Origin of the sequence: Streptococcus oralis subsp. oralis (assembly GCF_002096495.1) — a bacterium.
Taxonomy (GTDB): domain Bacteria; phylum Bacillota; class Bacilli; order Lactobacillales; family Streptococcaceae; genus Streptococcus; species Streptococcus oralis_CU.
The window spans coordinates 58,580-85,333 of the sequence record NZ_NCUO01000008.1 but is presented as its reverse complement, the minus strand read 5'-3'; the positions used below and the strand labels follow the sequence as shown (position 1 = coordinate 85,333).

At 39.1% G+C, this 26,754-nt stretch carries 34 protein-coding genes and 2 pseudogenes; 29 read left to right on the top strand and 7 right to left on the bottom strand.

Translation table 11 applies throughout. The features are described 5' to 3' along the window. From B7717_RS00790 to B7717_RS00770, 5 genes are all read left to right on the top strand, one after another. The gene (locus tag B7717_RS00790) at positions 1-663 is read left to right on the top strand and encodes a hypothetical protein (protein ID WP_001226095.1); all 663 of its coding nucleotides are present in this window, start codon (positions 1-3) and stop codon (positions 661-663) included. A 121-nt stretch (positions 664-784) separates the two neighbouring features. Then, a complete protein-coding gene (locus tag B7717_RS00785; RefSeq protein ID WP_001226099.1) occupies positions 785-1,456 on the top strand; it encodes a hypothetical protein in 672 nt (223 codons plus the stop codon). Between the two features lie 2 nt (positions 1,457-1,458). After that, positions 1,459-2,115, top strand: a complete 657-nt coding sequence (locus tag B7717_RS00780) for a hypothetical protein (RefSeq protein ID WP_084936874.1) — start codon at positions 1,459-1,461, stop codon at positions 2,113-2,115. A gap of 75 nt (positions 2,116-2,190) precedes the next feature. After that, entirely contained in the window at positions 2,191-2,748 is a 558-nt protein-coding gene (locus B7717_RS00775) for a DUF3592 domain-containing protein (protein WP_049506239.1), read from the top strand. Between the two features lie 199 nt (positions 2,749-2,947). Beyond that, a complete protein-coding gene (locus B7717_RS00770) occupies positions 2,948-3,205 on the top strand; it encodes a metal-sensitive transcriptional regulator (protein ID WP_002880547.1) in 258 nt (85 codons plus the stop codon). A 222-nt stretch (positions 3,206-3,427) separates the two neighbouring features. Here the strand turns inward: B7717_RS00770 and B7717_RS00765 are convergent, their stop codons facing one another. The 3 genes and pseudogenes from B7717_RS00765 to B7717_RS00750 form a co-directional block, all read right to left on the bottom strand. Beyond that, positions 3,428-3,724, bottom strand: a complete 297-nt coding sequence (locus tag B7717_RS00765; protein WP_084943984.1) for a rhodanese-like domain-containing protein — start codon at positions 3,722-3,724, stop codon at positions 3,428-3,430. Beyond that, positions 3,699-4,066, bottom strand: a pseudogene (locus B7717_RS09810) (rhodanese-like domain-containing protein); the annotation flags it as partial. The gene B7717_RS00765 and the pseudogene B7717_RS09810, both read right to left, overlap by 26 nt. Positions 4,067-4,075: 9 nt before the next feature. Further along, positions 4,076-4,384: a rhodanese-like domain-containing protein gene (locus B7717_RS00750; protein WP_061421751.1), complete on the bottom strand. Its 309-nt coding sequence runs from the start codon at positions 4,382-4,384 to the stop codon at positions 4,076-4,078. A 175-nt stretch (positions 4,385-4,559) separates the two neighbouring features. On the opposite strand from B7717_RS00750, the gene B7717_RS00745 reads away from it, so the two are divergent. The 18 genes from B7717_RS00745 to B7717_RS00655 all read left to right on the top strand — a co-directional run bounded on the left by B7717_RS00745 (position 4,560) and on the right by B7717_RS00655 (position 19,352). Then, positions 4,560-5,123 (top strand): sugar O-acetyltransferase, encoded by a 564-nt coding sequence (locus B7717_RS00745; protein ID WP_084943983.1) that lies wholly within the window; start codon positions 4,560-4,562, stop codon positions 5,121-5,123. Between the two features lie 272 nt (positions 5,124-5,395). Further along, a complete protein-coding gene (locus B7717_RS00740) occupies positions 5,396-6,631 on the top strand; it encodes a carbohydrate-binding domain-containing protein (RefSeq protein ID WP_070696401.1) in 1,236 nt (411 codons plus the stop codon). Positions 6,632-7,049: 418 nt separating this feature from the next. Further along, positions 7,050-7,766, top strand: a complete 717-nt coding sequence (locus tag B7717_RS00735; protein WP_000854375.1) for an ABC transporter ATP-binding protein — start codon at positions 7,050-7,052, stop codon at positions 7,764-7,766. Position 7,767: 1 nt separating this feature from the next. Continuing rightward, positions 7,768-8,850, top strand: coding sequence for an ABC transporter permease (locus tag B7717_RS00730; RefSeq protein ID WP_084943982.1), 1,083 nt, complete (start codon positions 7,768-7,770; stop codon positions 8,848-8,850). A 39-nt stretch (positions 8,851-8,889) separates the two neighbouring features. Continuing rightward, positions 8,890-9,513 (top strand): TetR/AcrR family transcriptional regulator, encoded by a 624-nt coding sequence (locus tag B7717_RS00725; protein ID WP_000361929.1) that lies wholly within the window; start codon positions 8,890-8,892, stop codon positions 9,511-9,513. 299 nt (positions 9,514-9,812) lie between these two features. Further along, positions 9,813-10,577: a nucleoside phosphorylase gene (locus B7717_RS00715; RefSeq protein WP_000615031.1), complete on the top strand. Its 765-nt coding sequence runs from the start codon at positions 9,813-9,815 to the stop codon at positions 10,575-10,577. Between the two features lie 33 nt (positions 10,578-10,610). Then, the gene (locus tag B7717_RS00710) at positions 10,611-11,990 is read left to right on the top strand and encodes a TrkH family potassium uptake protein (protein ID WP_000897930.1); all 1,380 of its coding nucleotides are present in this window, start codon (positions 10,611-10,613) and stop codon (positions 11,988-11,990) included. A gap of 13 nt (positions 11,991-12,003) precedes the next feature. After that, the gene (locus B7717_RS00705; protein ID WP_084943981.1) at positions 12,004-12,669 is read left to right on the top strand and encodes a potassium channel family protein; all 666 of its coding nucleotides are present in this window, start codon (positions 12,004-12,006) and stop codon (positions 12,667-12,669) included. A gap of 156 nt (positions 12,670-12,825) precedes the next feature. Beyond that, on the top strand, positions 12,826-14,466 hold the full coding sequence (locus B7717_RS00700) for an SSURE domain-containing protein (protein ID WP_084943980.1): 1,641 nt from the start codon (positions 12,826-12,828) through the stop codon (positions 14,464-14,466). Between the two features lie 80 nt (positions 14,467-14,546). Then, the gene (locus tag B7717_RS00695; RefSeq protein WP_000751223.1) at positions 14,547-15,245 is read left to right on the top strand and encodes a response regulator transcription factor; all 699 of its coding nucleotides are present in this window, start codon (positions 14,547-14,549) and stop codon (positions 15,243-15,245) included. After that, a complete protein-coding gene (locus B7717_RS00690; RefSeq protein WP_049550130.1) occupies positions 15,242-16,276 on the top strand; it encodes a sensor histidine kinase in 1,035 nt (344 codons plus the stop codon). Before B7717_RS00695 ends, B7717_RS00690 begins: the two co-directional genes overlap by 4 nt. Positions 16,277-16,477: 201 nt before the next feature. Beyond that, complete coding sequence (rpsD, locus tag B7717_RS00685) at positions 16,478-17,089, top strand: 30S ribosomal protein S4 (RefSeq protein WP_000092756.1); 612 nt, start codon at positions 16,478-16,480, stop codon at positions 17,087-17,089. A 617-nt stretch (positions 17,090-17,706) separates the two neighbouring features. Next, on the top strand, positions 17,707-17,889 hold the full coding sequence (locus B7717_RS00680; RefSeq protein ID WP_000780387.1) for a hypothetical protein: 183 nt from the start codon (positions 17,707-17,709) through the stop codon (positions 17,887-17,889). Positions 17,890-17,964: 75 nt separating this feature from the next. Next, positions 17,965-18,180, top strand: a complete 216-nt coding sequence (locus B7717_RS00675; RefSeq protein ID WP_000043341.1) for a hypothetical protein — start codon at positions 17,965-17,967, stop codon at positions 18,178-18,180. 72 nt (positions 18,181-18,252) lie between these two features. Then, positions 18,253-18,480, top strand: a complete 228-nt coding sequence (locus B7717_RS00670; protein ID WP_009013763.1) for a hypothetical protein — start codon at positions 18,253-18,255, stop codon at positions 18,478-18,480. Positions 18,481-18,593: 113 nt separating this feature from the next. Then, positions 18,594-18,881, top strand: a complete 288-nt coding sequence (locus B7717_RS00665; RefSeq protein ID WP_000542381.1) for a hypothetical protein — start codon at positions 18,594-18,596, stop codon at positions 18,879-18,881. Continuing rightward, the gene (locus B7717_RS00660; RefSeq protein WP_000177340.1) at positions 18,882-19,073 is read left to right on the top strand and encodes a hypothetical protein; all 192 of its coding nucleotides are present in this window, start codon (positions 18,882-18,884) and stop codon (positions 19,071-19,073) included. It begins immediately after the preceding gene. Between the two features lie 66 nt (positions 19,074-19,139). Next, positions 19,140-19,352: a hypothetical protein gene (locus B7717_RS00655; protein ID WP_000710706.1), complete on the top strand. Its 213-nt coding sequence runs from the start codon at positions 19,140-19,142 to the stop codon at positions 19,350-19,352. Between the two features lie 286 nt (positions 19,353-19,638). On the opposite strand, the gene B7717_RS09800 is transcribed toward B7717_RS00655, so the two are convergent. Continuing rightward, positions 19,639-19,824, bottom strand: coding sequence for a hypothetical protein (locus B7717_RS09800; RefSeq protein ID WP_009013804.1), 186 nt, complete (start codon positions 19,822-19,824; stop codon positions 19,639-19,641). A gap of 28 nt (positions 19,825-19,852) precedes the next feature. Here B7717_RS09800 and B7717_RS00645 point away from each other — a divergent pair, with 28 nt between their 5' ends. From B7717_RS00645 to B7717_RS00620, 6 genes and pseudogenes are all read left to right on the top strand, one after another. Continuing rightward, positions 19,853-20,467, top strand: a complete 615-nt coding sequence (locus B7717_RS00645; protein ID WP_000250556.1) for a CadD family cadmium resistance transporter — start codon at positions 19,853-19,855, stop codon at positions 20,465-20,467. Positions 20,468-20,478: 11 nt separating this feature from the next. Continuing rightward, positions 20,479-20,817 (top strand): Cd(II)/Zn(II)-sensing metalloregulatory transcriptional regulator CadX, encoded by a 339-nt coding sequence (gene cadX, locus B7717_RS00640; RefSeq protein ID WP_000711083.1) that lies wholly within the window; start codon positions 20,479-20,481, stop codon positions 20,815-20,817. Between the two features lie 398 nt (positions 20,818-21,215). Then, a pseudogene (locus B7717_RS00635) lies at positions 21,216-21,461 on the top strand (TMEM175 family protein); the annotation flags it as partial. Continuing rightward, positions 21,443-21,784, top strand: coding sequence for a hypothetical protein (locus B7717_RS00630; protein WP_000397556.1), 342 nt, complete (start codon positions 21,443-21,445; stop codon positions 21,782-21,784). The pseudogene B7717_RS00635 and the gene B7717_RS00630, both read left to right, overlap by 19 nt. A 13-nt stretch (positions 21,785-21,797) precedes the next feature. Next, positions 21,798-22,121, top strand: coding sequence for a potassium channel family protein (locus B7717_RS00625; RefSeq protein WP_001253404.1), 324 nt, complete (start codon positions 21,798-21,800; stop codon positions 22,119-22,121). Further along, positions 22,118-23,167 (top strand): DUF389 domain-containing protein, encoded by a 1,050-nt coding sequence (locus tag B7717_RS00620; protein WP_000126416.1) that lies wholly within the window; start codon positions 22,118-22,120, stop codon positions 23,165-23,167. The genes B7717_RS00625 and B7717_RS00620 overlap by 4 nt, the downstream gene beginning before the upstream one ends. Positions 23,168-23,741: 574 nt before the next feature. Here B7717_RS00620 and B7717_RS00610 read toward each other — a convergent pair. The 3 genes from B7717_RS00610 to B7717_RS00600 all read right to left on the bottom strand — a co-directional run bounded on the left by B7717_RS00610 (position 23,742) and on the right by B7717_RS00600 (position 26,693). After that, complete coding sequence (locus B7717_RS00610; protein ID WP_084943979.1) at positions 23,742-25,007, bottom strand: tyrosine-type recombinase/integrase; 1,266 nt, start codon at positions 25,005-25,007, stop codon at positions 23,742-23,744. A gap of 96 nt (positions 25,008-25,103) precedes the next feature. Continuing rightward, on the bottom strand, positions 25,104-25,364 hold the full coding sequence (locus B7717_RS00605; RefSeq protein ID WP_084943978.1) for a MerR family transcriptional regulator: 261 nt from the start codon (positions 25,362-25,364) through the stop codon (positions 25,104-25,106). Between the two features lie 78 nt (positions 25,365-25,442). Next, a complete protein-coding gene (locus B7717_RS00600; protein WP_084943977.1) occupies positions 25,443-26,693 on the bottom strand; it encodes a replication initiation factor domain-containing protein in 1,251 nt (416 codons plus the stop codon). Positions 26,694-26,754 lie beyond the last annotated feature (61 nt).

Below are 26,754 nucleotides of genomic sequence, written 5' to 3'. Positions count from 1 at the left end.
ATGAGAAAAATAATCTTTATTGGACAGAGCGGTGATGAAGCTGTCTACTATAACACAAGAACAAAAGAGGCTCTGGTAGCCGATAAGAGCGCCTTATTAAATACAGAAGGAGCTAGGAAGACCAATAAGGCTATTATTCCTTTGATATTACTTTTTGCGTTATTTGGTGGAGGTGTTGGACTTGCTATTTTTTCCTTTACTTCTCCATTTAGATTAAACGAGAGGATGATTCCAATCATTTTACTAGCCATATTTTTAGTTTTTGTTGGAAGTATTTATATGTTGGAAAAAGCATTGTATAAAAATGTTCGTTCCACAGTTTTGGCAAACGAAGAACAATTTAAAGCTGCAGTGAATGGAAATTTATTTTGGGAAGGATTTTCCGATAAGAAAGCAACATTAGGTAAAATTTTCTTTTTCTCGTTTGTTATCTTGGTTCTTCTGTTTTGTTTAGGAATTGTAAGTTTATTTGGAATACCAGGAATGCTTATTCCTTATTATAACCATGAGTGGTTTGATCTTTCATTATTATTTTCACCAGTGGCAGGGGTACTTCCAGCAGTGGTCGTAATTGCTCTATTTCAAAATAACCCAATCCGCTGGCTCTTAGCCGTACGAAAGTATGAACAGAGGAAAGTGATATTTAGGGAAGAGAAGAACTAGAAACACGAGAGAAACGCTATTACCATTACCAGTGGTTGGTGATGGTGATGTTTTATCAACAACCTATGATAAAATTGAAGTTTCTGATTATAGTGATTAGTGAAAACTGTGGTGATTTTATATGAGAAAAATAATTTTTATTGGACAGAGCGGTGATAAGGCCGTTTACTATAATACGCGAACAAAAGAGGCTCTTGTAGCAGATAAGAGTGCCTTGTTAAATACAGAAGGGGCTAGGAGATCGAATAGGGGGATTGCTCCTTTAATTGCTATATTCTCTTTGTTAGGTTTACTCGGAGGATTTGTTGCAATACCAATTTTCTCAGGCCTTCGTTATAATAGTGGGATGGTTCCTATTTTTATTCTTTGTCTTTCCTTTATCCTATTTGGATTTATATGGATGATGGAAGTCGCCTTATATAAAGGAGTGAAACGAGTCCAAGGAGCAACAAAGAAAGAGTTTAAAGAAGCAGTTTATTCAAATTTGTTCTGGGAAAATTTTAGTGAGAAAAAAGCGACGTTTGCGAAAATGTTGGCTTTTATGATTGTCATGCTACTAGTTTTTATGACTACTATAGTAATATTTGCTGCTGCAATTCCGGGCACTATTGACTCATTCAATAAGCAAGAGGCATTTGATATACAAATCTTTTTCTCGCCTTTAGCAGGTCTCTTTCCTGCCTTGTTGTACCTTTTCTTATTCCAAAACAACCCTATCCGCTGGTTCTTAGCTGTGCGAAAATATGAACAGGGGAAAGTGATATTTAATGAAGAAATAGAAAAGAGAGGATGATAATGTCACAAGAGAGATATTTGCAGATCAAAAAAGAGCATCAAGTTCGTAAGTTTGTGGGGCGTTTCCTCTTCATTCTTCTCGCTATCCTCGATGTTCTACTGGTATCAAGTCATTCCAATTATGTCCCGCTTGTAACGGTGGCTATGGTAACGATTGTGCCTTTTAATCATTTTCTACTTGGTCCTCTTAGGAGACAGAAAAAAGCTATAGAAAAAGAGCATCCAGAATGGAAAATACTCAGTACGAAGGGAGTAAAGGTTCCCTCGGCTGAAGCCAATAAAAGAACCTTGGCTGGTATTGGGATCTTGACGGCCTTGCTGTTGTCTTTTGGGCTATTCTATAAACCTGTGAAACAGCCGAACGTCCAAGTAAACAATCCGCCTAAACTTGATTTTAACACGCCTGAAACGTCCAAGTCTTCTGAGTCGTCGAGTTCCTCTAAGACCAAAGAATCCAGTTCCTCAGAGCCGAAATCCTCGTCTTCGACTGAACAAAGTTCTAAAACCGAAAGTTCAGGAACAAAGCCGTCAAAAAGCGAATCCAATAATCCTTATTACCAGATTCCAGGACTTACTGACGAACAGGTGAGAGATATCATATCGAAATCTGTAAAAGATTTGAGAGAAAAACAGTCAAAAGAAAAATCCGAAGAGTAGACTCGAGAGCTTCAATGTCCTTCTGGACGAGTTCGTTTTGGGATTTTACTGTATAAAATAACAGGAGGAGTTCATATGAATAAAGAAGTGATTGGTTTGATAGTTGGGACAATCGTCATCTTCCTATCTTTTGTATTTGTGTGTGGGACCTTTCTTTTCCTCTATCTTCGGGATCAGAAGTTGGTCCGCCTTGCCAAGTCATCCGTACAGGGAACGGTTATCGGCTATAGCCGTTTTCGTGAGGGGTATCCACCTATCGTCGAATACACGGTGGATGGGATTTCTTATAAGAAAACTTTGCAGTATTTTATGTTCAAAACGGTCACAATTCCGTGGGGGACTACTAAATTTTTAAAGGACTATACAAGAGAAGATATGCTGGCACCTTCGATCACTCGCTACAGCAACTCCTTTGTTTCCTTCAAACGCTTGATGCAGACCCATTTCCCCCTTCATTCGGAGCTGACAGTCTGGTATGATCCAGACAAGCCGACCAGGGCCTATGTCGAACGTTACAGCGGAATGGACAAGTTTTACAAGTGGTTTGGTATCGGATTTGGGCTGGCTCTAGTTCTAGTCTATGGGATAGTGATCCTAGCCTTTTTGTCCAATTTGTCCAAGATATACGCATAAAGGTCAGTTGGTTGAAAGGAAACGTGACTTCCCATCGAGCTTCAAGGAGGACAGAGTTTCTTTTCCATTTCCATGCTTATCAATCTTTTCTATCTGATACAGAGGAGAGGTTGCCTCCTACAAATACAGACAGGAAGTGAATTTTGACAAAGCCCCTTATTCGAGATATAATGAAGAAAAAGTGACCAAGGATAAATTAATGACAAACTCAAAGTATATAACACGCCTGAAACGTTCAGAGGGTCAGTTACGTGGGATTCAAAAGATGATTGAAGAAGATCGTGACTGCGCAGATATTGTTACGCAGTTGACAGCAGTGAAATCTAGCGTTGAGCGCGTGATTGAGATGATCATTACTGAAAATCTCACTGACTGTATCAACCAACCACTAGACGACCCCGAGGCTCAAAAGGAACGCCTAGAAAAGGCCATCCGATACCTGATTAAACGGAAATAAACTAATTTGCTATTGCTAAACAATGCAGATAAAGGCATTTAAGTCTATTTCGATAAAGAAATCATGTCGGCCAAACGGATGAGTCCCCCCGATACCAACGAGCAACCTCTTTTTAGATGCCGTCAATGTGCTTCGTTTTTTAGAAGCGATGGGCTACGAATCCTATATCAGTGGGTTGCAGAAATGAAAAAACCGATTAAGGAACTTAATCGGTTTTTTTCATTATTCTACTTGACCGGGCCAAGCATTCATACCACCTTCTACATTGATAACGGTGAGGCCTTGGGCGCTTAGAAATTCACAAGCAGATGCGGAGCGTACTCCACCTTGACAGATGACATGGTATACACGGTCAGGTTTGAGTTCTTTGTAACCTTGCTCCAAGGTACTTAAAGGCAGATTTTTAGCACCTGGTGCATGTCCTGCTTGGAATTCGTGCACTTCACGTACATCGATAAGGTTTAGATTTTCATTTAGGTATTTTTCATAAAAGTCAGCCATGCTGATACTCGTTTCCATATTTGACTCCTTCTGGATTAGCCATTTTGTATAGTGAATAAGCGTCGTCAAGGTTTTGGACGGCAATTCCTGCCACTGGAGGCTACGCTCTGTGATCTAGCTGCGCAAAACGCTGTGGTAGCTAAGGATGTAGGTTTGCTTCTTGTCCGATTCATCCAAGCGTTCCCGTAATTCGTTTAGGGGAATGTGGATGGTGTCGACTTTGAGTCGACCACTCTGAAATTCGCCATTTGTCCGTACATCTAGGAATTTTTTGCCCTTATTCAGATCGTCTCCGAGCGGACACCATTGGATATTGTCGCTCAGACCTTCGATAAGATTCAAGGCTGTGTAGCCAATTATTTTATGCTTCTAGATGACCTGACCTGTCCAAGCGCTCATACCGCCTCGTACATTGATAACATCGTAGCCATTTTTCTTAAGCTTTTTCGCAGCTAGTTTGCTTCGCACACCAGAATGACAAATGACATAAAGTGTTTCTTTTGTCGCAGGTGTGTAAGATCCGATTTCCGTTAAAGGAACATTTTTGGCATTTTTGATATGACCTCTCCGGAATTCCATAGGCGTTCGAACATCTAGTAGCTGAATCGGTTCTCTGAGTTTAGCTTCTAACTCGCTGGTAGAAATACTGTCAATTTTTGTAAATAATAAGTGAAACATAGGCACCTCCACATATACCCTTATGGGGTATATTAAACCATGAAGTCAATCTTTTGTCAAGCAAGTTGTTTTGACTTGGGAGGGAATTAGTTTCGAGAGTATAGAAAGCAGGCTATTCTTGACCTTTCAAAGGCTTTTTGATATGATGGGTCCAAAGTAAGTGTGAGGTGATAAGATGGCTAGCGAATACCAGAAAATGATAGCAGGGGAGCCTTACCGTCCGTCGGACCCAGAGTTGCGTGCCTTGGCACAAGCTTCTCGCCAAAAACAGGCTGCCTTTAACAAGGAAGAAGATCCCTTGAATGGAGCGGATATTATCAAGACTTGGTTTGGCTCAACTGGGCAAAATCTCTATGTCAATCCACGCTTGGTGGTCGATTATGGAGTCAATATCCATCTAGGGGAAAATTTTTATTCTAATTGGAATTTGACCATGCTGGATGTTTGTCCGATTCGCATCGGGAACAACGCTATGCTTGGCCCCAACTGTCAGTTTTTAACCCCACTCCATCCACTGGATCCACATGAACGCAATTCAGGGGTCGAATACGGCAAGCCCATCACCATTGGAGATAATTTCTGGGCTGGAGGTAGTGTCATTGTCCTTCCTGGAGTAACACTAGGAAATAACGTTGTCGCTGGAGCAGGGGCCGTGATCACCAAGTCCTTTGGAGACAATGTCGTCCTAGCTGGCAATCCTGCGCGTGTTATCAAGGAAATTCCAGTAAAAGAAAACTAAAAAGAACAGCCGAGGCTGTTCTTTTTATGAGCTCTAATCTTATAAATTTTTCTTCTTTTTGGCTTTTTGGGTTAGAGTGACATCGCACTTGGGGATGTGGCTTTTAAAAACTATTAAATGCATTTTAGTACTCTCAAATTGTTTCTAGTAGCCTTTTCAAAAGAATACTGAGCGAAACCGAATTTAAGGAAACTTTCAGAAAAGTTTTAGTTTCGTTTCAGAAATCTTCTGTAGACTGTCTAGCTATATCATACGAAGGAGATGAAAAAGGTATGAAATCAAAAAAATGGACCCTAGTCGCAACGAGTTTAACGGCAATGGTGCTGATGGCAGCATGTTCCCAGTCAACAACTACATCCAATACCAATGCAACGACAAATAGTGCCACAACAACTGCGACAAAGACAAACCAATCATCCTATTTTACAGAGAAGGACAATGATACCTCTTATGACGAAAGCACAGCTTCTAAGATTGAGTTATCTGGCTCATCTGCAAACGTCTCTGGAGATGGGGTGACAGTCTCTGAATCAACAGTGACCATCACAAAATCTGGAACCTATGTGATTTCAGGTCAGTCTGACGGAGTGCAAATCAAGGTCGAGGTAGATAAGTCTGCAGATGTTCATCTAGTCCTAAAAGGAGCGACCATGACCAATACCAATGCAGCGATATCTGCGACATCAGCTGGCCATGTCTACTTGACTTTAGCAGAGGGAACCACCAACAGTCTCTCTGACTCAAGCTCTAACAGCGACGAAAAAGCAAACGCAGCTCTCTTTTCTAAGGTGGATTTGACCATCAACGGGAAAGGAACTCTCAATGTAGATGGCAAGAAAAACAATGGTATCAAGGCCAACGACACCCTCCACATCACGGGTGGAACCTATAACATCACAGCAGTTGGCGATGCCTTTAATGTCAATGATGAACTCAACATCACTGGTACGACCATGACTATCGATGCCCAGGAAGATGGCGTAAAGGTGGACAATGACGAGGATACTTCAGTCGGAACCATGTACCTATCCAACAACAACATCACCGTCACAGCAGGAGATGATGGCATCCACGCATCAGGTGATTTGGTTATCGATAGTGGTACCTACACCGTCAAGAATTCGACAGAAGGACTTGAAGGTAAGTCAATCACTATCAACGGTGGGGACATTACCATCTATTCGACAGATGATGGGGTTAATGCAGCCAACAAAAATGCCCAACAGAGTGAAATCTTCTTCACCATGAACGGTGGGAACCTGACAGTAGAAGTCGGCCAAGGAGACACAGACCCAATCGACTCAAACGGCAATATCACGGTCACAGGCGGAACCATTAAAATGACTGGTCAAACAGGTTTTGACTTTGATGGAACAGCGACCTACACAGGCGGAGATATCTATCTCAACGGTGAAAAACAAACTGAAATCGTCAACTCTATGCCTGGAGGTGGTGGACCAAATGGAGGCCCTCAAGGCGGCGGTCCAGCCCCTGGCGGACAAGGATAAAAAAGAATCTCCTTTCTCGAAAGAGAAGGGAGAGTTTTATGTAGGAAGGATTTTCTAGAATAAATACCAATCCGGAGTTGAGAACTTCTTGGTCTGTTTCATATAAAAACGGATAAAGTGAATTTCCATAGCTAAGGTTATCAAGGTTGCTATTGTGATGACAGTAGTAGGATTGGCTGAGAAAAGTAGAGGAAGAATAGGCCTTTAAAAAGTGGACAGGAAAGACCATTTCGGAGTATCGTGAAGAGATTTAGAAACAGCTCTAAAAGCAATAGCTATCCATTATAAACATCAGATACGAATCTGGTGTTTTATTTTTTAAAGAATTTAACCCTTTCTCTTGACAAGTGAGTGATTACTCACTATAATAGCTTCGGTGATTTAAAAAGTGAGTATTAACTCACCAAGGAGGAAGTAAATGAAAACATTACTACATTTACAAGATTTAGTAAAATCTTTTGACCATCAAATAGTTCTGAATCATGTCAGCTTTGAATTGCAGCCAGGAGAAATTATAGGATTAATTGGTCCGTCTGGTGCTGGTAAATCAACTATGATTAAGACTACGTTAGGAATGGAAAAGGCTGATGGAGGCGTAGCTTTAGTGTTAAATCACACTATGCCCAATCGCCATATTTTAGGAGATATTGGCTATATGGCCCAATCAGATGCTTTATACGAGTCCTTGTCAGGCCAAGAAAATCTGGAATTTTTTGGTCAGCTAAAGGGGCTTTCTAAAAAAGACCTAAAGGCGGAAATTGCTTATATAGCTCAAGTAGTAGATCTGACAGACTACTTAAACAAGGCGGTATCTGGTTATTCTGGAGGAATGAAACGGCGTTTGTCACTGGCTATCGCGCTTTTAGGAAATCCTCAACTCTTGATTTTGGACGAACCGACAGTTGGAATTGACCCTTCTCTTCGAAAGAAAATCTGGAAAGAATTATTCGCGCTTAGAGACAATGGTGTTGGGATATTAGTTACTACCCATGTTATGGATGAAGCAGAGTTGACGGATAAGGTCGGCTTATTATTAGGCGGAAAAATCATTGCTTTTGATACACCGCAACACTTAAAAGAAAGTTATCAAGTTTCAAGTATTGAAGAAGTATTTTTAAAAGCAGAAGGTGAGTAAAATGAGAACAATAGCGATTGCAAAAAAAGTCATCAAAGAATTACTTCGTGACAAACGAACTCTAGCCCTGATGTTTATAGCACCTGTTTTTATCATGTGGTTGATGAACCTCATGTTTTCAGCTAGTACAACCGTGAATGTCAAGTTAGCAACACAAGATCTACCAACTGGTTTGGTAACGAAAATGGATGAGCTCGATCATGTGGACGTCGAGACTTATCAAGACTTAGATCAGGCTAAAAAAGCTCTAGCTGACGAGAAAGTAGATGCAGTCATATCGTATAAAGATGGTGAGTATCAGGTCGACTACGCAAATACGGATGCTTCTAAAACAACTATGACACGACAAGTGTTACGAACGAGTATCGCCAGTGAAGGCACCGATCAGTTAGTATCTCGTGTTAAACAAGCTCTTCCACAATTGGACTCGGACGCAAAAACACCAGAAATCAAGGAGTCTTACCAGTATGGAGATGAAAATACAAGCTTCTTTACCAGCATGATTCCGGTTTTGATAGGTTTTGTAGTTTTCTTCTTTGTCTTTTTGATTTCAGGTATGGCGCTTTTGAAAGAGCGCACCAGTGGAACACTAGAACGTTTGTTAGCAACACCAGTGAAACGATCTGAAATCGTCTATGGCTATATGTTGTCTTACGGTATTATTGCGATTTTTCAAACGGCAGTTGTCGTTTTAGCAGCAATTTGGCTACTAGATGTAGAAGTTGTAGGAAGTATTTTAAATGTTATAATAGTTAATGTGGTACTGGCTCTTGTAGCACTAGCTTTTGGAATTCTCTTGTCTACTCTAGCAAAATCAGAATTCCAAATGATGCAATTTATTCCTCTCGTGATTATGCCCCAACTTTTTTTCTCAGGAATTATTCCATTGTCATCCATGGGAGAATGGGCTCCAACTGTGGGGAAATTTTTGCCATTAACCTATTCTGGTGATGCAATAAGCCAGATTATTCTTTACGGACACAATCTTGGTGATATTTTGCCAAATCTTGGTGTTTTAATGATTTTCTTGATCATTTTAACAATTCTCAATATTGTTGGATTGCGTCGTTATCGTAAAGTTTAGAAATCAACATAAATAATGCTAAAAAGGTGTGAAGATTAGATGGATAAGACTGTTTTTGAATCGTTTGAAGATTACTTAGAAGAAGCGAATTACCCTCAAGGAAAGAAAAAAATCATGCAGGCAGCAGTGGATCTCATATCAACTAGGAGTTACCATGGGACCTCAACTCTTCACATAGCTGAGCGTGCTGGACTAAGCCAGGCAACTTTGTTTAAGTATTTTAAGACGAAGGATGATCTACTGACGGCTATTTTACATCCTGTAGTCCCAAGCATTTTCGGTAGTTTTTTTGAGGAACTCTTAGCTTTTGAAACGACAGAAGAGAGGGTTCGTTATCTCGTCCACGATCGTATGAGCTATCTCAAAAAAAATCGTGCTTTGATGAAAATCATTCTGCAGGAGAGTTTTTCAAATAAGAAACTAAAAAATGAACAGATTTTTATCTGGAATGCTATTCAAGATAAACTTCGAGTGCTTCATAAGGAATTGCTAGCAGATCCACGTGTAAATCCAGAGATAACGATTCCTCAAATGGTTCGTATTTGTGTTGGTCCATTGTTGGCTTACTTCGCTCAACTTTATATCGTTAGCGACAACGGAGAAATAAAGGAAGAGGACCTAGACTTATTAGAAAAACAGATTTTGGGTGCTTTGTGGAAATAAGGGAGTTCTAGAAGAACTAAGGTTTATTTACTTGACTTTCAAACAAGCTAAAAAAGACATGTTCTGCTTATTTCAGATTCATGTCTTTTTTGTTGTTGAATTTGGTATTTATTTATAACTCCTCAATCACCTTGCACAAGGCTCCCACATCTTTTACCCAGCTCATATTTACTACTCGATATCTTAGCAAGTTCAAAGTATCTCATAACTGAGGTGCTTTTTTTACTCAGTTCATCAGTCTCCTCCTTGACACTCCGTCAGCTTTTGATACAATAGTACAAAATTAGAGGAGGTGGGCGATGATTCAGAAGCATGCGATTCCCATTTTAGAGTTTGATGACAATCCTCAGTCGGTCCTTATGCCAACACATGAGGAGTTAGACTTGAAGTTGCCAAAGAAGTGTATCTATGCATTTTTGGAGGAGGAGATTGACCGCTATGCGGGGGAAGTAGGGACGGACTGTATTGGTGAGTTCGTTTCTGCCACCAAGACCTATCCAGTCTATGTCATCAATTACAAGGGTGAAGAGATCTGTCTGGCCCAAGCGCCTGTTGGTTCTGCTCCAGCAGCCCAGTTTATGGATTGGTTGATTGGCTATGGTGTGGAGCAAATCATTTCCACTGGTACTTGTGGAGTCCTAGCCGATATAGAGGAAAATGCCTTTCTCGTCCCTGTTCGCGCTCTGCGAGATGAGGGAACCAGCTACCACTATGTAGCGCCTTCTCGTTATATGGAGATGCAGATTGAGGCTATCTCTGCCATTGAGCAAGTCTTGGAACAAAGAGGCATTCCTTACGAGGAGGTCATGACCTGGACGACAGATGGTTTTTACCGAGAGACGGCTGAAAAGGTTGCCTATCGCAAGGAAGAAGGCTGTGCTGTTGTGGAGATGGAGTGCTCTGCTCTTGCGGCAGTAGCTCAACTACGTGGGGTTGTCTGGGGAGAGCTGCTCTTTACCGCAGATTCCTTAGCAGATCTAGATAACTACGACAGTCGTGACTGGGGATCAGAAGCTTTTGATAAGGCACTCGAACTCTGTCTTGCCATTGTGCACCACATGTGAGTGTTCTTACTGTTTTTATGGTAGAATGTAGCTATGTTATTCAAATCTTTTTTGGAAAAAATCAAGACGACATTAGGGCGTTTATCGCCAGCCCGTCGCATCTTTTTAAGTTTTGCCCTAGTGATCTTCTTGGGCTCGCTCCTTTTAAGTCTCCCCTTTGTGCAAGCAGGAACGTCACAAGCGACCTACTTTGACCATCTCTTTACGACTGTGTCTATGGTCTGTGTGACAGGGCTCTTTACCCAGCCGGTAGCCTCTACTTACAATATCTGGGGTCAGTTGATCTGTATGATTTTGATCCAGATTGGTGGTTTGGGGCTCATGACCTTTATCGGAATCTTTTATATCCAAGGCAAGCAAAAGCTCAGTCTTCGTGGCCGTGAGACCATTCAAGAAAGTTTTGCTTATGGAGAAACCCAGTCTCTAAAGGATTTCATCCGTTCAATCTTTCTGACGACTTTTCTAGTGGAAGGGCTCGGTGCCTTTCTCTTGAGTTTCCGCTTTATTCCTGAATTTGGCTGGGGGCGAGGGATTTTAACCTCTATCTTTTTGGCTGTTTCAGCTTTCTGTAATGCTGGATTTGATAATTTTGGAAGTACGAGTTTGCTAGCCTTTCAAACGGACCCCTTGATTAATCTAGTGATTGCAGGCTTGATTATCACGGGTGGTCTAGGATTTATGGTCTGGTTTGATCTAGCGACCCAGTTTGGGAAAAAGAAAAAACGGCGCCTGCGTTTCCATACTAAGTTGGTTCTCTTTCTAACGGCGGGAATTTTGCTCTTTGGAACAGTATCGACTCTCTTAATTGAGTGGAACAATCCTGGGACGATTGGAAATCTTAGTTTTCCAGAAAAACTGTTGGTTAGTTTCTTCCAGACCGTCAGCATGAGAACGGCAGGCTTTGCTTCAATTGACTACACCCAGGCTCGACCAGTTACCTTACTGATCTACATCTTGCAGATGTTTCTGGGCGGGGCACCTGGAGGGACAGCAGGGGGGCTCAAGATTACGACCTTCTTTGTCTTGTTGGTCTTTGCTCGCAGTGAATTATTGGGCTTGCCTCATGCCAATGTAGCTCGGAGGACCATTGAACCCCGAACCGTGCAAAAATCTTTCAGTGTCTTTATTATCTTCTTGCTGACCTTCTTGCTGGGCTTGATTCTATTAGGGGTAACCGCAGAAGGAAATCCGCGCTTTATTTACCTCATGTTTGAGACCATTTCAGCACTTGCGACAGTTGGAGTGACGGCAAATTTAACACCAGAGCTAGGCAAGATAGCCCTCAGCATCGTTATGTTGCTGATGTTTATCGGCCGTATTGGTCCCTTGACACTACTGGTCAGTGTAGCGGAATACCAGCCAGACAAGAAAGATACGATTCACTATATGAAAGCAGATATCACCATTGGATAAGAAAGGAAGAACGATGTCAGATCGGACAATTGGAATTTTAGGCTTGGGAATTTTTGGGAGCAGTGTTTTGGCTGCTCTTGCCAAGCATCATATGAATATCATTGCTATTGATGACCACGAGGAGCGCATTAATCAATTTGAACCAGTGTTGGCGCGTGGAGTAGTTGGAGATATCACGGATGAAGAACTCCTTCTATCAGCGGGGATTGACACCTGTGATACCGTAGTCGTCGCAACGGGTGAAAATCTAGAGTCCAGTGTTCTCTCGGTCATGCACTGCAAGAGTCTAGGAGTGCCGACCGTCATTGCCAAGGTCAAAAGCCATACAGCTAAAAAGGTGTTGGAAAAAATTGGTGCAGACGCAGTCATTTCACCAGAGTTTGAAATGGGGCGCTCTTTGGCGCAGACAATCCTCTTTCATAACAGCGTGGATGTCTTTCAGCTAGATAAGAATGTTTCGATTGTCGAGATGAGAATTCCCCAATCGTGGACTGGTAAAAGCCTCAGTCAGTTAGATTTACGTGGAAAATACAACCTCAACGTACTTGGTTTTCGTGCCTACGAAAATGCTCCTCTGGATGTCCAATTCGGACCTAATGACCTCTTGCAGGCAGATACCTACATCATGGCAGTCATTAATAACCAACATTTGGACACCCTAGCTGAACTGAGTGAGTAGGAGAGGAAGGGTACTCTCTTTCCCGATAATTAACGAGTCAATATAAGTATTTTATAAGAGGGATTTAAGAAAAATTTTAACTTTTTCTTAATCCTTTTTAATTTTAGGAGATTATACTAGAGTCATCAAAAAAAAGAAAACTCTAAGGAGAATCCTATGAAATTCAATCCAAATCAGAGATATACTCGTTGGTCTATTCGCCGTCTCAGTGTCGGTGTTGCTTCAGTTGTTGTGGCCAGTGGCTTCTTTGTCCTAGTTGGTCAACCAAGTTCTGCGCGTGCTGATGTCGTCAATCCGACTCCTGCCCAAGTCGTGCCAGGCGCTGCTTCGGTGAGTGAAAAGAGCGACTTACCAGCAGAGGTTCTCAAAAAAGCAGTCGATGTAGCTCTTCCTTCAGAACAGTCTATTCCAACACCTAAAGCAAGTGTGGATACGACAAGCTCTTCAGAAAAAGCGGACGAAACTGCTAAAGAGCCAGTAGTAGCACCAAAAGAAGAAGTGCAAGCACAACCTGACTCTAAGAAACAAACAGAAGATGCAGTTAAACCTGTGGAAAGTCCTGAGTCTACAGTTTCTGGACAAGACCGTGAAGCCAGTGAAGCGCAACCAGCGACCACACCAGCTGAAGTGCAAAAAGGTGTAGCTGACAATACCAAAGATACAGTAGATGTCCCAGCCACTTACTTGGACAAGGCTAACTTCCCTGGTCCCTTCACAGCCGGTGTCAACCAAGTTATTCCATACGAAGCTTTTGGTGGAGATGGAATGTTGACCCGCCTCTTGTTAAAAGCTTCCGACAAGGCCCCTTGGTCAGACAACGGAACAGCTAAAAATCCTGCTCTCCCACCAGTAGAGAAATTGGGCAAAGGCCTTTACTTCTATGAAGTGGATTTGGCTGGCACTCAAGGAAAATCTGACAAGGAACTACTTGACCTTTTGAAACAAAACGGCACTCAAAGCTATAAAGCTACTATCAAGGTGTACGGTGCGAAAGACGGCAAGCCTGACTTAACTAACCTCATAGCGACTAAAGATTTGACTGTTAATTTGAATGGCTTGACCACACCAAATCAGGTCAAAGAGTCTGTTGTTAACAATGTCAAAGACATGATTGATGTTCCAGCTAGCTACCTTGATAAGGCTAAGGTTCCTGGACCTTTCTTGGCCGGTGTCAACCAAGTTATTCCATACGAAGCTTTTGGTGGAGATGGTATGTTGACTCGCCTCTTGTTAAAAGCCTCAGACAAAGCTCCATGGTCTGACAATGGAACAGCGAAGAACCCAGCGCTATTGCCACTTGAAGGCTTGGCTAAAGGTCAATATTTCTACGAAGTGGATTTGAATGGCAATACGGTTGGCAAAGATGGTCAGGCCTTGCTGGATCAACTTCGAGCTAACGGAACACATACATATCTAGCTACTGTTAAAGTCTATGGCTCTAAAGATGGCAAACCTGATTTGACCAATCTGATTGCTACTCGTCAAGTAACGATTCAGCTTCGTGGAAAAGAAATGGCGACAATACCATCTCAACAAGATCAGATGAATACGAAGCCTTCTGAAACAGGCTCTACAGGTACGACTGAGGGTATGATGGGTACAAATCACCATATGTCAGATATGAAAGTAGATCAACCAGCTTCTAGCCCAATGGCTAATATGATGAAAAAAGATGATAAAGCGATGTTACCAAATACTGGGGAAGCTAAAACAGCTACAGCTGGGCTTGGTATCTTTGGTCTAGCCTTGGCAGGTCTTGTTGGACTTTTGGGTTTGACAAGCAAACGAGAAGATTAAGATTCAAATCACTTAAACATTAGAGAAAATAGTGTTATACTAAAGCAAGTATAACACTGTTTTTATCGAAGGAGTGTCAGATGAAAAAGACAATTTTGCTGGTTGATGATGAAATAGATATTCTAGATATTCAAAACCGTTATCTTATACAGGCAGGTTACGATGTTTTGGTCGCCCATGATGGTAAGGAGGGATTAGAGCTTTTCAGAAAAAAATCTATCGACCTCATTATCACAGATATCATGATGCCCAATATGGACGGGTATGATTTTATCAGTGAAGTTCAGTATATCGCTCCGGATCAACCCTTCCTCTTTACAACTGCTAAGACAAGCGAACAGGATAAGATTTATGGATTGAGTTTGGGGGCAGATGATTTTATAGTCAAACCCTTTAGCCCACGCGAATTGGTTTTAAGAGTGAATAATATCTTGCGTCGCCTTAGCCGTGGAGGAGAGACCGAACAGATCGAGTTTGGTGACTTGGTAATCAACCATGTGACTCATGAGGTTCGCATTGGGGAGCAACCTTTGGAATTGACAGTAAAATCCTTTGAACTTCTATGGATATTAGCCAGCAATCCCGAGAGAGTCTTTTCAAAGACGGAACTTTACGAGAAGGTATGGCAAGAGGACTATGTAGATGATACCAATACACTCAATGTTCATATCCATGCTTTGAGGCAAGAGTTGACCAAGTATACAAATTCAAATGCTCCTGCTATCAAAACTGTCTGGGGTTTGGGTTATAAGATGGAAAGACCAAGAGGTAGAAAATGAAATTAAAAAACTATATTTTAGTGGGGTATCTAGTGTCGACTCTACTAACGATTTTGGTCGTTTTCTGGGCAGTCCAACGAATGTTGATTGAGAAAAGTGAAGTTTACTTTCTCGTTGGAATGACCTTGATTGCTAGTTTCATTGGCGCTGCAGTGAGCATCTTTCTTTTGTCGCCTGTGTTCTCTTCTCTGAAACATTTGAAAAAACAAGCTCAGGATATAGCAAGCAAGGATTTCAGCACAGAAATCGAAACCAAAGGACCATTAGAATTTCAAGAGCTGGGCCAGGCTTTTAATGACATGTCTCACAATTTGCAAGCTACCTTTCAATCACTTGATGAGAGCGAGCAAGAAAAGAGAATGATGATTGCGCAGCTCTCTCACGATATTAAAACTCCCATTACCTCCATTCAGGTTACTGTGGAGGGAATTCTAGATGGAGTGATCAAGGAAGAGGAGCGGCTCCACTACTTAACCACGATTGGTCGGCAAACCGAGCGTCTAAACAAGCTAGTGGAGGAATTGGATGTTCTGACTCTTAACACCCAACCTCAAGATACTGCTGATGAAGAAGTCGAAGAGGTCTTTTTAGATCAGCTGTTGATTGAGTCAATGAGTGAATTTCAACTCCAGATTGAACAAGAGGAGCGAGATGTTTACATTCAAGTATCACCTGAGTCGGCGAAAATCAAGAGCCATTCTGACAAACTTTCTCGCATTCTGGTCAATTTGTTAAACAATGCCTTTAAATATTCAGAACCAGGAACCAGAATCGAGGTTCTTGCCCAATTAACAGAACAAGAGCTGAGAATCAGTGTGAAAGACGAGGGTCAGGGAATCCTTCCTGAGGATTTGGAAAAGATCTTTAAACGACTTTATCGTGTAGAAACTTCGCGCAATATGAAGACAGGTGGACATGGATTAGGACTTGCGATTGCACGCGAACTAGCCCATCAGCTTGGTGGCGAAATCACAGCAGAAAGTCAATATGGCTTAGGAAGCAAATTTACATTCAGCCTCAATTTGAAATAAAGCTGTAAAATCCCTTTACATATCTAGCTTTTCATGGTATAATAGCCTTTGTGTGAAATAGCAGCAGGAAAGCATGAAGCTCGTCAACAGGTGTCTTATGACAAGTAACCTTGGCTGTTTAGGCGAAGGGCATCTGCACGAATCAGGGCTTTCTAAGTGACTATTTCCGCCAAATATTATTTATATCAGGAGGACATACATATGTCACGTTATACAGGACCATCTTGGAAACAAGCTCGTCGCCTTGGCCTTTCACTTACAGGTACAGGTAAAGAATTGGCACGTCGTAACTACGTACCAGGACAACACGGACCAAACAACCGTTCTAAATTGTCAGAATACGGTTTGCAATTGGCTGAAAAACAAAAACTTCGTTTCACTTACGGTGTAGGTGAAAAACAATTCCGTAACTTGTTCGTACAAGCTACAAAAATCAAAGGCGGAATCCTAGGTTTCAACTTCATGCTTCTTTTGGAACGTCGTTTGGATAACGTTGTTTACCGTCTTGGTCTTGCGACTACTCGTCGTCAAGCTCGTCAATTCGTAAACCACGGTCACATCCTTGTTGACGGAAAACGCGTTGATATCCCATCATACCGTGTAACTCCAGGTCAAGTAATCTCAGTTCGTGAAAAATCATTGAAAGTTCCAGCAATCCTTGAAGCAGTAGAAGCTACTCTTGGACGTCCAGCATTCGTATCATTCGATGCTGAAAAATTGGAAGGTTCATTGACTCGCTTGCCAGAACGCGACGAAATCAACCCAGAAATCAACGAAGCACTTGTCGTTGAATTCTACAACAAGATGCTTTAATTTTAAGAAATATCTTACAGAAAGCCTACAACAGTGGGCTTTTTGCTTTGTCTTAAAAGGTTGATTTCTGGGTTTGCTTAGATATTTGCTAGATTGATTTCATTGCTGCTTCAAAGAATGAGACGGCTTTTTTTGCGTTCTCTTTTGAGAGGTAAAAAGAAGCGTGACCCTCCCACAGCTATAGAGCTTTTAGGCGGGAAAACCACACTTCTTTCTTGAATTAATTTTACATCATTTTGACTTAAAAAACAAATAGAGGCGTCCCACCTCCTACCGCAGAAAGATCTGTTTCAAGGGGAGATGGAAAACCTCTATTCGTTAATTTAATTATAGCCTAAAAAACTTTTAAATACAAGGCTATTGAGATAGTAAGGGGGAAAAAAGAAGTAACCATCATTCCGACCACATAGTAGACAGGGGGGAACAAGATTACTTCCTTTATTTACTTAAGTATACAACATTTTTACAAGAAAGCAAAGTAGCAGGTTAGTCTAATGGGGTGCTTGTTGTACTTTAGCAAGTAAGGTGTGCTATAATGCTTTTAACAGGAACTAAAAGCCATTAGTAAATAACTAATATTGGGTCATATTGTTCCGATGTTAGAGAGAAGGAACTTAATGAAATTATGGGAATATGTTGATAAAAATGTTCGCCTTATTTTAGAAGATGGGACCTCCATCAAGGGTAGGGTGGTTGATTGGTTTGACGGTTATGATTTAGATGGTCCTGACGAAATAGTTATAGGTGATCGCTCATATCCTGAAGATATTATCAAGAAAATCAAAATTATTAGTGCTTAGTTCAACCTAGGCGATTTTATCGACTAACTATAAAAAGTATAAGAACTATCGAAAAAATAGCAGAGAGGAAAATAAATGAGTAAACAGCTTTGGAAGTATCTTCGATCAAGGGTTCAGATAGTCACTAATTGCGATAAGATAATCAAGGGACGTGTCATAGACTTTGTTGACGAAATGGACAATGATGAGCAAGATGAAATCACTATTCTCATTGCTAATCCTAGTCCAGATGAAGCTACTGAAATTTCTCTCTTTGAGAGTGAGATTGTCTCGATTAAAACAATCTCATAGGACTTAGAACAATCTAGGTGCTTTTACCTGCCTTATTTGAAAGAAAACACTATGGAAAAGGATTTAGTTTATATGGCAATATTAGATGATTTACAAGAGTTATATGACAATGGTTGGGATGCCTCTTTTGATTATAATGGTCAAGTATGTGGGATTTTTCCTAATTCTGTTCATGATATTGTAGTGGTGATTGGAGATAAGGAATACCAGGTATCATCATTCATTGATCTGATTTCTCTAAAAATTGACGATAACACTTTAGTAGAAATTATGGATGGAATTGAAGTGCAGTATTATTAAAATAAAAATCATCTTTGATGAATGAACTGCACCCCAAAAATTAGATTTTGTCTGTTAAATTTTTGGAACGTAGCTCAATATGCTACAACGTTCTTATTAGGAGGGGAAGGGTAATGGGTTATAGTCAACAAGTATTAGACATGCTCCAGCAAACAGTCAGTGGTCAGATTGATAATTTTTGGGATTTTTCCTTTACGTTTAACGCTCTTTTTGGAGAAGATGCGGAATTTTCCGAGGCTTGGGATAATGAAAACTCTGAAATGTTTGACGCTCTCAATGACTTTGAGTTGATGATATTTTTAGAGGAACATGATCCAAGCGACAAACAAGGTTTTATCGATTTCTTAACACCTTACTACGAAAAAGCAAAGCAATTAGCCAATATTGAAAGGAATATTTAAATGACACTCTGGAAATTTAACCGTACAGATGTAATTATCACGTTAAAAAATGGCGCGGTAGTTAGAGGATTTGTAGAAGACTATTGTGACGCCTCTGACAATGACGAGGAGATTGACTCCTTGCTGGTAGATGTTGATGGAACTCTTTATGAATATTTTGAAGATGAAATCGTCAGCATCATAGAAAGCTAGTAGTGGGAATAGAATCTAAGGAAAAAATCTTGTTTGTTGAGATTGTTTTAGTTGGGATGGTCCTATATGAAAAAGGATGAAATTAAAAAATATTTAGACAAAGATCTTGAATTTAATTATAATAGCCGAGGTGCTTGCTTTTTATCGAGTATATGTGTAGTTGGTTATGATTATGAAGGTCAGCAGTTTGATACAATTGATGAAGCTATGGAAGCTAAAGTATTTGACGGGAAAAGCTTAGTAGATATATGGGATGAAGTTTTTCCACAAGTTTTTTAAAATGAAAAGCACCTTTGATGAACTGCACCCCAAAAGTTAGATTTTTTCTGTCTAACTTTTGGGGTGCAGTTCAAATGTATGAGATATTTTTAGTTTTGATTTAATTTCGATATTTTTCCGGAAAATACTTATTTTTCGGAAAGTCAAGATTTTGTTATTATTTATGATATACTGGTACCGTAATTATATCCTTACAGAGGTTAAGTAAGGGTTTCAGTACACGTCAATAGATGTCAAAATATTGATTTTAAGCGATTTTTGATTTTTGGAAACTCATTATATCGCACTACAAATCAATAAAAACTCTACCTTTTACTCTACCTTTTTTAGATAAATATATCATCTGGATATTGAAGTTAAGCCCTGCTATCATTTCGATGGCAGGGCTTTTTAATGTTTGGGACACTACCTTCTTATCTATATTTTGATGGAGCTGAAGTTGACATCTACAAAGTTTAATGTTAAAATACATTCAAAAATATATTTGAATGAGGTGCTTTATGGTTCAAAATGTTGTTACTTCAATAATCCTGTATTCTGGGACAGCCGTAGACTTACTTATTATCCTAATGTTATTTTTTGCCAAAAGAAAAAGCAGAAAAGACATCATTAACATCTATTTAGGACAATTTCTAGGCTCTGTTAGTCTAATATTGCTAAGTTTACTTTTTGCATTTGTCTTAAATTATATTCCTAGTAAAGAGATTTTAGGTTTGCTCGGTTTGATTCCAATTTTCCTAGGACTCAAAGTTTTGCTTTTAGGAGATTCTGATGGAGAAGCTATTGCAAAAGATGGTTTGCGCAAAGATAATAAAAACCTGATTTTTCTAGTCGCTATGATTACTTTTGCAAGTTGTGGTGCTGACAATATTGGTGTTTTTGTCCCATATTTTATTACCTTAAATTTAGCGAATTTGATAGTGGCTTTACTTACCTTTCTAGTCATGATTTATCTCTTGGTTTTTTCTGCCCAAAAATTGGCACAAGTCCCTTCTGTTGGAGAAACTTTGGAAAAATATAGCAGATGGTTTATTGCCGTTGTTTATTTAGGACTGGGGATGTATATCCTGATTGAAAACAACAGCTTTAACATGCTAAGGACTGTGTTCGGCTAGGAGAAAAAATTATGAAAAAAGATAGTATCTGCCAAGTGAATATTATAAATCAGCAAAATGTTACAACCGCAACGAACTACCTTGAAAAGGAAAAAGTCCAAAAATCACTTCGTATTTTATCAAAGTTTACCGATAATAAACAGATAAATATCATCTTTTATCTCCTTGCTGTTGAAGAACTCTGTGTCTGTGATATAGCCTGTTTACTAAATCTCAGTATGGCATCTGCCTCCCACCATCTTCGTAAACTAGCCAATCAAAACATCTTGGATACTAGAAGAGAGGGGAAAATTATATATTATTTTATAAAAGATGAGGAAATCAAAGACTTTTTTAATCAACTAGGATAACAACTATTTTTACTACTTTATCATGATTATATATAGGACTTATCTATGAAATTTTTTGATAAAAATTACTCACATGAAAGACTACTCGTAGCAAATCTTTAAGAAAAAAGTATAATTTAAAGCAAAGCGACCTAGGTAATGCAGGTCAAGTTAGCCAAGTTTAAAAGGGAGAAATCTGAAAGAAAATGTATCTTTGATAGTAGTCATTTATTGTGAAATATGATATATTTATTGATTAGATGGATGAATATTTCTAAAGTTAAATAAAATATGACAGATACATGCTTTTTAGTGTATCTTGTTTGTACTCAAAATATGAAGTGACTATCCAATATTTAAGATTAATAAATATTATACGATGAGATAGAATACTACAAAATGAAAGGCAACGTAATCTGATGAAGAAAGATAGATTAATTGCATTGACAGATGCTGTTCTAGCAATTATTATGACCATTTTGATTTTAGAGTTAGAAAAACCAACGACACCAAGTCTTCAAGCTTTTTGGGATTTACGGCAAAATTTCTTTGCTTATTTTCTTTCCTTTTTCTGGTTGGGATCGTTATGGATGGCACTAAACACATTATGGGAAAAGGTTGAGAAAATTTCCTCAGAAATTATTTGGTGGAATTTGTTTCTACTCTTGGAGCGGCAGGAGTTCTCTTTGGAGAATTTCATGCCATCCAAGATACCAGTCTGAATGATGTGGTGGACCGGATCTATATAAATGTCAAGGATTTACCGTTTCAGTCCTTGGGAGCTTTAGCTAATATCCTGTCTGATGTTAAGAAGGGACTGATTCAAGACAGTCATATCTGGTCTTTCTTCCAGTCATTTTTCAAACAATATCAGTTGATAATCAGCTTAAATCAGATCTATCAGTTTGTCTATCTTTCTCTGATGGAGATCATGTCCTATCTTCACTTTGATTATTGGAAAAAACGGCTCGGTCAGGAGCTAGTATGAATAAGGAGAACAAATGAGACGTTTAAAAATGTTATGGCATATTATACAGGTTACGGGTTTTACTCGGTTTGCTCTGAGTTTTGTGACCTTTGTTTTTGGGTCAGGAGGCGTGCTTTTCCTAGTTGAACCTGCTATCACAAATTACGGAGACGGTCTTTGGTATGCTTTTGTGACTTCGACGACTGTCGGCTACGGGGATCTCCTAGCTGTGACCTTGATTGGAAGGATTACCAGTGTCTTCTTGACGATTTATGGGCTCATATTTTTTGGCTGTTTATCAGCTGTTATTATTAATTATTATACCGATTTAAATAAGGAAAGAGGAGAGGACAAATGACTGCCAATTATTCAACACGGGAATACCGTGAGAAATTATACGATGACCTTCATGTTCGATTGAGAGATACAGCGATTTTGATGTGTGCAATTTTTATTGCCTCTATCGGTCTAAATATGAATTCAACAGCTGTTATTATTGGAGCCATGTTAATTTCACCTCTCATGACACCGATTGTTGGACTGGGATTCGGTTTAGCTATTTTTGATACGCGTTTAATCAAGCAATCTCTAGAGGTTTTATTGACTCAAGTGTTGGTCAGTTTGCTTGTCTCGACTCTGTATTTCTGGATTTCTCCCTTGTCTTATGCAAGTAGCGAGTTGATCGCACGAACCTCTCCAACCATTTGGGATGTTCTCATTGCTATTGCTGGTGGGATTGCTGGTGTGATCGGTTCAAGGAAAAAAGAAGCAAACAATATCGTGCCAGGAGTAGCCATTGCTACAGCTTTGATGCCGCCTATCTGTACTGCTGGCTATGGTTTAGCTAATGGGAATGTACGATTTTTATTGGGGGCTCTCTATCTTTTCTTGATCAACTGTGTCTTTATCATGCTAGCCAACATTGTTGGAACAAGAATTTTGATGAGAAAATCTCCTTTAACTTCATTTAAAGAGCTGAGCATTAAAATGAGAATTGGCTTGATTTCTTTGATTGTATTGTTGATTCTTCCAGCTAGCTATTCGGCAGTTACTCTGACAATAGAACAAGCGCGCAAAGAAGGGATCAAACAGTTTGTAGGAAAAGAGTTCGCCAATTATACGGTTATTAATCAAGTCTACAAGTCAAGTAACAATGAATTGGTCTTGACGGTTGTTGGAGATCCGATTTCAGAAGAAGAATTAGAAACACTCCACCAAAAACAAGCCTCTTACGGTATTCAATCTGTTCAATTGAAAGTGAATCAAGTTCAGAACTCGCCAACATTAGATAGTGAAGCGACCAAGGAATTTTATGAAAACATTGACAAGTATATTGATCAAAAACTCTCTGAAAAAGATTCACAAAACGATCTCGTAAAAGAAAATGAAGCAGACAAGGATTGAGGACAATGAACTGAATCGGTTTTTACGCCGTGTTTTTCTTGTATCTTCCTCTTTCTTACTTATAGCAGGTTGTTTTTGCTTGAATAAGAAATAAATTAGAAGTTCTATCATCTAAGAAAAATGATGAAAAAAATCATTTAACTAATGGTGTGAACGTTTAGTGTTTATCAGCTCCATTCTCTGTAATTTTGGGGGTAAAATCCACACCATTTAGATAAAATTAGTTGAATTTGATTGGAAAAACGCTTTTATAAAAGCGGAGAAAAGTCTTGATATTACGCTGTTTTTAGTCCAACTGAAATTCATACTTTCCAAACCAGGTCTTAAGAAAAAAGGTAGAGAAAAAGGTAGAGTTTGGATTGAAATACAGTGCAATATATCGCATTTGGCAAAAAGAAAAAACGCTTTAAATCAGCGTTTTTCTTATGTATTGATTCGTATTGAACCCCTACTTAACTTCTGTAAGGAATACTTAAAATCTATTTTAGTTGTGATAAACCCTATTAAATCAATGTTTATAAGCTATTGATTTGGATAAAACTGTCAGAGGTTGCCAAAAAGGTTGCCATGAATTTTATGAGGTGAGCTCCGCAATTTTATTTAGATAAATATCTACCGCTTGTGTTTGATTTTTAGGGGCAAGCTCGGCATATATGTCCATAGTAGTTTTGATAGACTTATGTCCCATGCGAACCTGTAACTCTTTCCAATTCATACCAGCATTTAACATCATAGAAGCGTGTGTATGACGGAATAAGTGAAAACCATAGTCAGGTAGATCAACTTCCTGTAATCGTCTTTTGAGTGTAGCACGTTCATTCCTATCGCACATATAGTTTCCGTAAATTGTTGGGAAAATCAACTTGCTTTTTGAAAGACCGTTCTTCTTGAAATAAAGATTCATTTCATCATGGAAGTTTTGAAGTTGCTCAATAATTTGGTACGGAACAGCTATTTTTCTATTGCCCGAATCAGATTTAGGAGTATTTTTACAAACAACCTTTCCTTTTAATCCTAACTTAGGGTTTGCATTTTTCCATACAAGAGTTTTAGTGACTAATATTTCAGAACTTTCAAAATCAAGGTCATATATAGTCAAAGCTAATAGCTCATTGATTCTCATTCCTGAAGCAAGTAGACTGTCGCAGATAACTTTAAATCGCCGATTAGCCCTAGTATTAGGTAAAGTATCGACGAAATTTAGCCAGATAGTTAAATCTTCATCATGAAGAACCATAATGCGTTTTTGATTGCTTTTTGGTTTTGGTGGAATCTTGATAGATTGAACAGGATTATATTTGAGTTCAAAATGCGTTATTCCAAAATTAAAAATCTCTCTTAATTTGTGGGCGATTGCTCCGAAATCTTTTGAGCTTCCTTTTTTAGCTCGTTTATTACCGGCATCGACAGATTCTTTAGATTTTTGGGCAAGCTCGTTAATCCATTTTTGTATATCGGAAGAAGTGATTTTATCTGGTTGATAGTGTCCGAATTTGGGGAGGATATAGGTGTCTAGATAGTTCCTCACTCGGTTTAGAGTGTTATCTGAGCTGACCCAAGTTTCGTAGTTGGAGAACCACATTTCAGCTAGATCTGACAAGGTAGCAATGCTAAAAGTTTCTTTCCTTGTTGAACCATTTTCTTCCCAATCAATTTTAGCTTGAATAATTTTACGATCTAAGGATCGTAGGGTTTTAGCTGTTACAGTTGTTTTTACAGGTTTTCCAGTCTTTATATCTAAGCCTAGATAGACGCTCTTTACTGAATAACTAATTTCGCCATTGTCCTTTACTTTCTTGAGGACGGTTTTGCCTTTATGGATGATTTTTTCTATATTCATAGTTGCTCTCCTCAATCGAAGAATTGAAAAAAGCTAAAATAGATAGTATCTCACTTTCTTTCTTTTTTGATACTTCTATTCTAGCACATTTCACTTCTAGTTGTGGCTTAAAAACTCTAAAACAGTATCAATATGATAGTAAACGGTTCTAGTACCCTCAATAGGTGGTTCTAAACGTTTAAGACCTCTATTTTCCCATGACTTTAATGTGTTAGGGGAAATACTGAGCAGATCTAAAATCTCTTTTTGTGTGTAGATGCATGAACTTCTTTTTTCGCTGTTCAAATTCTTTAGCATTTCAATGATAGTGTGAAGCATGAGTTCGATTTGCTTTAAATCAAAATTATTGCTAGACATACTATTCTCTCTTTCTTTGGTAAATATAATTGAAATATGAGATAATAGCAGTAGGGGTAAGCTACTGCTTATCTCTTGCTAATCCGCAACATCACTTTTAGGCTTCTTGGCGGAATCTTTAGGAGTGATGTTGTTTTTTTGGTAAAAGATTTGAAAGGCATCTTCCATAAAATCTTTAAAATTTAGTTTTGACAGTTCACCACCGAATTTGTTTAACCATATCCCAACATCTGGATTTGGGATGTAGTTGAATTCGTATTCTTGAACTAACCTGATGATGAAGTGATTACGGGCTTGCGTACCCCAAATTTCCTCAATTTTCTTTAGAAGTGGATAAAATCCGCTACCTTTTAACAAATAAGAAATGGTTGCTAATAAATCATTATTTCGAGAGTTTAAGGATTCAAGCTCTGGGAAGATACCAAAACCTTTAAGTAAATCACTAGTGAATGGCAACAGTTGACCAGTCTCTGCATCATGGAAACAATATTTATCAATCATTTTGTTGACAATGAGCTTGCTCAAATCTTGAGAGCTATCAATAGCAAGCAATAAGGTTAGAATTTGATTGCTATAAGTACCTTTGTAGGAAGCCTCCATGCGTACCCAAGAATTGCAATACTTAGTTAAGTGCATATAGCGACCTTGATTGTCTAATTGTTCCTGATACTTGTTATAGATACGCAATAGAGCACTTACATTCTTTTTCCTGCTACCAATATACATAGTTTGAGCTTGACCATTCACTTCTTGAGCGCTAATCTTAGAAACATTTTTACGTCCTTTATGATTGGTGATAATATATTTTTTGATTTTTAATCCTTGGTAAAGGTCATTGACAGCCATTGGATAATTAAAGTAATCAACAGCAAGGTCAATACGAGAAAGGCGCAAATCATAATAGTCAGCGTACAGCAGTTGTGCTATATTGTGAACGTCAATTGCTTCACTGTAATAGTCTTGATAGGAGGCTTTATAGTGAGACAAAGCTGATGCAGAAATTTTTAGGATAATTCCCATAGTGAAGTTAGTCTGATGCCAAGCAATCGCAAAGTAATAGGGGAGATTCTGAAAGGTAAATCCTTCTGTATAACCTGCTGGTGGTGTTTTTAGTGGAATATAATTTCCAAAGAGAACTGGGAGGGATAGCTTTTCTGCTACTGTTTCAGACAGCGATAAAGCAATTTGATGCCAATTATCAGGATATTCTCCTACAGTATCTTCTGTCGGTTGGATGACAAATGTAGCTTCATCGACACTGGTCATAATGACTGGGTTATGGTCGTTATCTTTTTGAAGATACTTTTCAATTTCATTTTTACAAATCATTTTATTTTCTTTCTATCCGCCTAAAGAGTGAAAGTTAACTGGGCGGAAAATATTGCTTTAG

What these genes read in the sequence shown, in the direction of transcription:
- B7717_RS00790 (WP_001226095.1), top strand. Translation starts at nt 1, where the DNA reads ATGAGAAAAATAATCTTTATTGGACAGAGCGGTGATGAAGCTGTCTAC.
- B7717_RS00785 (WP_001226099.1), top strand. Translation starts at nt 785, where the DNA reads ATGAGAAAAATAATTTTTATTGGACAGAGCGGTGATAAGGCCGTTTAC.
- B7717_RS00780 (WP_084936874.1), top strand. Translation starts at nt 1,459, where the DNA reads ATGTCACAAGAGAGATATTTGCAGATCAAAAAAGAGCATCAAGTTCGT.
- B7717_RS00775 (WP_049506239.1), top strand. Translation starts at nt 2,191, where the DNA reads ATGAATAAAGAAGTGATTGGTTTGATAGTTGGGACAATCGTCATCTTC.
- B7717_RS00770 (WP_002880547.1), top strand. Translation starts at nt 2,948, where the DNA reads ATGACAAACTCAAAGTATATAACACGCCTGAAACGTTCAGAGGGTCAG.
- B7717_RS00765 (WP_084943984.1), bottom strand. Translation starts at nt 3,724, where the DNA reads ATGGAAACGAGTATCAGCATGGCTGACTTTTATGAAAAATACCTAAAT.
- B7717_RS00750 (WP_061421751.1), bottom strand. Translation starts at nt 4,384, where the DNA reads ATGTTTCACTTATTATTTACAAAAATTGACAGTATTTCTACCAGCGAG.
- B7717_RS00745 (WP_084943983.1), top strand. Translation starts at nt 4,560, where the DNA reads ATGGCTAGCGAATACCAGAAAATGATAGCAGGGGAGCCTTACCGTCCG.
- B7717_RS00740 (WP_070696401.1), top strand. Translation starts at nt 5,396, where the DNA reads ATGAAATCAAAAAAATGGACCCTAGTCGCAACGAGTTTAACGGCAATG.
- B7717_RS00735 (WP_000854375.1), top strand. Translation starts at nt 7,050, where the DNA reads ATGAAAACATTACTACATTTACAAGATTTAGTAAAATCTTTTGACCAT.
- B7717_RS00730 (WP_084943982.1), top strand. Translation starts at nt 7,768, where the DNA reads ATGAGAACAATAGCGATTGCAAAAAAAGTCATCAAAGAATTACTTCGT.
- B7717_RS00725 (WP_000361929.1), top strand. Translation starts at nt 8,890, where the DNA reads ATGGATAAGACTGTTTTTGAATCGTTTGAAGATTACTTAGAAGAAGCG.
- B7717_RS00715 (WP_000615031.1), top strand. Translation starts at nt 9,813, where the DNA reads ATGATTCAGAAGCATGCGATTCCCATTTTAGAGTTTGATGACAATCCT.
- B7717_RS00710 (WP_000897930.1), top strand. Translation starts at nt 10,611, where the DNA reads ATGTTATTCAAATCTTTTTTGGAAAAAATCAAGACGACATTAGGGCGT.
- B7717_RS00705 (WP_084943981.1), top strand. Translation starts at nt 12,004, where the DNA reads ATGTCAGATCGGACAATTGGAATTTTAGGCTTGGGAATTTTTGGGAGC.
- B7717_RS00700 (WP_084943980.1), top strand. Translation starts at nt 12,826, where the DNA reads ATGAAATTCAATCCAAATCAGAGATATACTCGTTGGTCTATTCGCCGT.
- B7717_RS00695 (WP_000751223.1), top strand. Translation starts at nt 14,547, where the DNA reads ATGAAAAAGACAATTTTGCTGGTTGATGATGAAATAGATATTCTAGAT.
- B7717_RS00690 (WP_049550130.1), top strand. Translation starts at nt 15,242, where the DNA reads ATGAAATTAAAAAACTATATTTTAGTGGGGTATCTAGTGTCGACTCTA.
- rpsD (WP_000092756.1), top strand. Translation starts at nt 16,478, where the DNA reads ATGTCACGTTATACAGGACCATCTTGGAAACAAGCTCGTCGCCTTGGC.
- B7717_RS00680 (WP_000780387.1), top strand. Translation starts at nt 17,707, where the DNA reads ATGAAATTATGGGAATATGTTGATAAAAATGTTCGCCTTATTTTAGAA.
- B7717_RS00675 (WP_000043341.1), top strand. Translation starts at nt 17,965, where the DNA reads ATGAGTAAACAGCTTTGGAAGTATCTTCGATCAAGGGTTCAGATAGTC.
- B7717_RS00670 (WP_009013763.1), top strand. Translation starts at nt 18,253, where the DNA reads ATGGCAATATTAGATGATTTACAAGAGTTATATGACAATGGTTGGGAT.
- B7717_RS00665 (WP_000542381.1), top strand. Translation starts at nt 18,594, where the DNA reads ATGGGTTATAGTCAACAAGTATTAGACATGCTCCAGCAAACAGTCAGT.
- B7717_RS00660 (WP_000177340.1), top strand. Translation starts at nt 18,882, where the DNA reads ATGACACTCTGGAAATTTAACCGTACAGATGTAATTATCACGTTAAAA.
- B7717_RS00655 (WP_000710706.1), top strand. Translation starts at nt 19,140, where the DNA reads ATGAAAAAGGATGAAATTAAAAAATATTTAGACAAAGATCTTGAATTT.
- B7717_RS09800 (WP_009013804.1), bottom strand. Translation starts at nt 19,824, where the DNA reads ATGTATTTTAACATTAAACTTTGTAGATGTCAACTTCAGCTCCATCAA.
- B7717_RS00645 (WP_000250556.1), top strand. Translation starts at nt 19,853, where the DNA reads ATGGTTCAAAATGTTGTTACTTCAATAATCCTGTATTCTGGGACAGCC.
- cadX (WP_000711083.1), top strand. Translation starts at nt 20,479, where the DNA reads ATGAAAAAAGATAGTATCTGCCAAGTGAATATTATAAATCAGCAAAAT.
- B7717_RS00625 (WP_001253404.1), top strand. Translation starts at nt 21,798, where the DNA reads ATGAGACGTTTAAAAATGTTATGGCATATTATACAGGTTACGGGTTTT.
- B7717_RS00620 (WP_000126416.1), top strand. Translation starts at nt 22,118, where the DNA reads ATGACTGCCAATTATTCAACACGGGAATACCGTGAGAAATTATACGAT.
- B7717_RS00610 (WP_084943979.1), bottom strand. Translation starts at nt 25,007, where the DNA reads ATGAATATAGAAAAAATCATCCATAAAGGCAAAACCGTCCTCAAGAAA.
- B7717_RS00605 (WP_084943978.1), bottom strand. Translation starts at nt 25,364, where the DNA reads ATGTCTAGCAATAATTTTGATTTAAAGCAAATCGAACTCATGCTTCAC.
- B7717_RS00600 (WP_084943977.1), bottom strand. Translation starts at nt 26,693, where the DNA reads ATGATTTGTAAAAATGAAATTGAAAAGTATCTTCAAAAAGATAACGAC.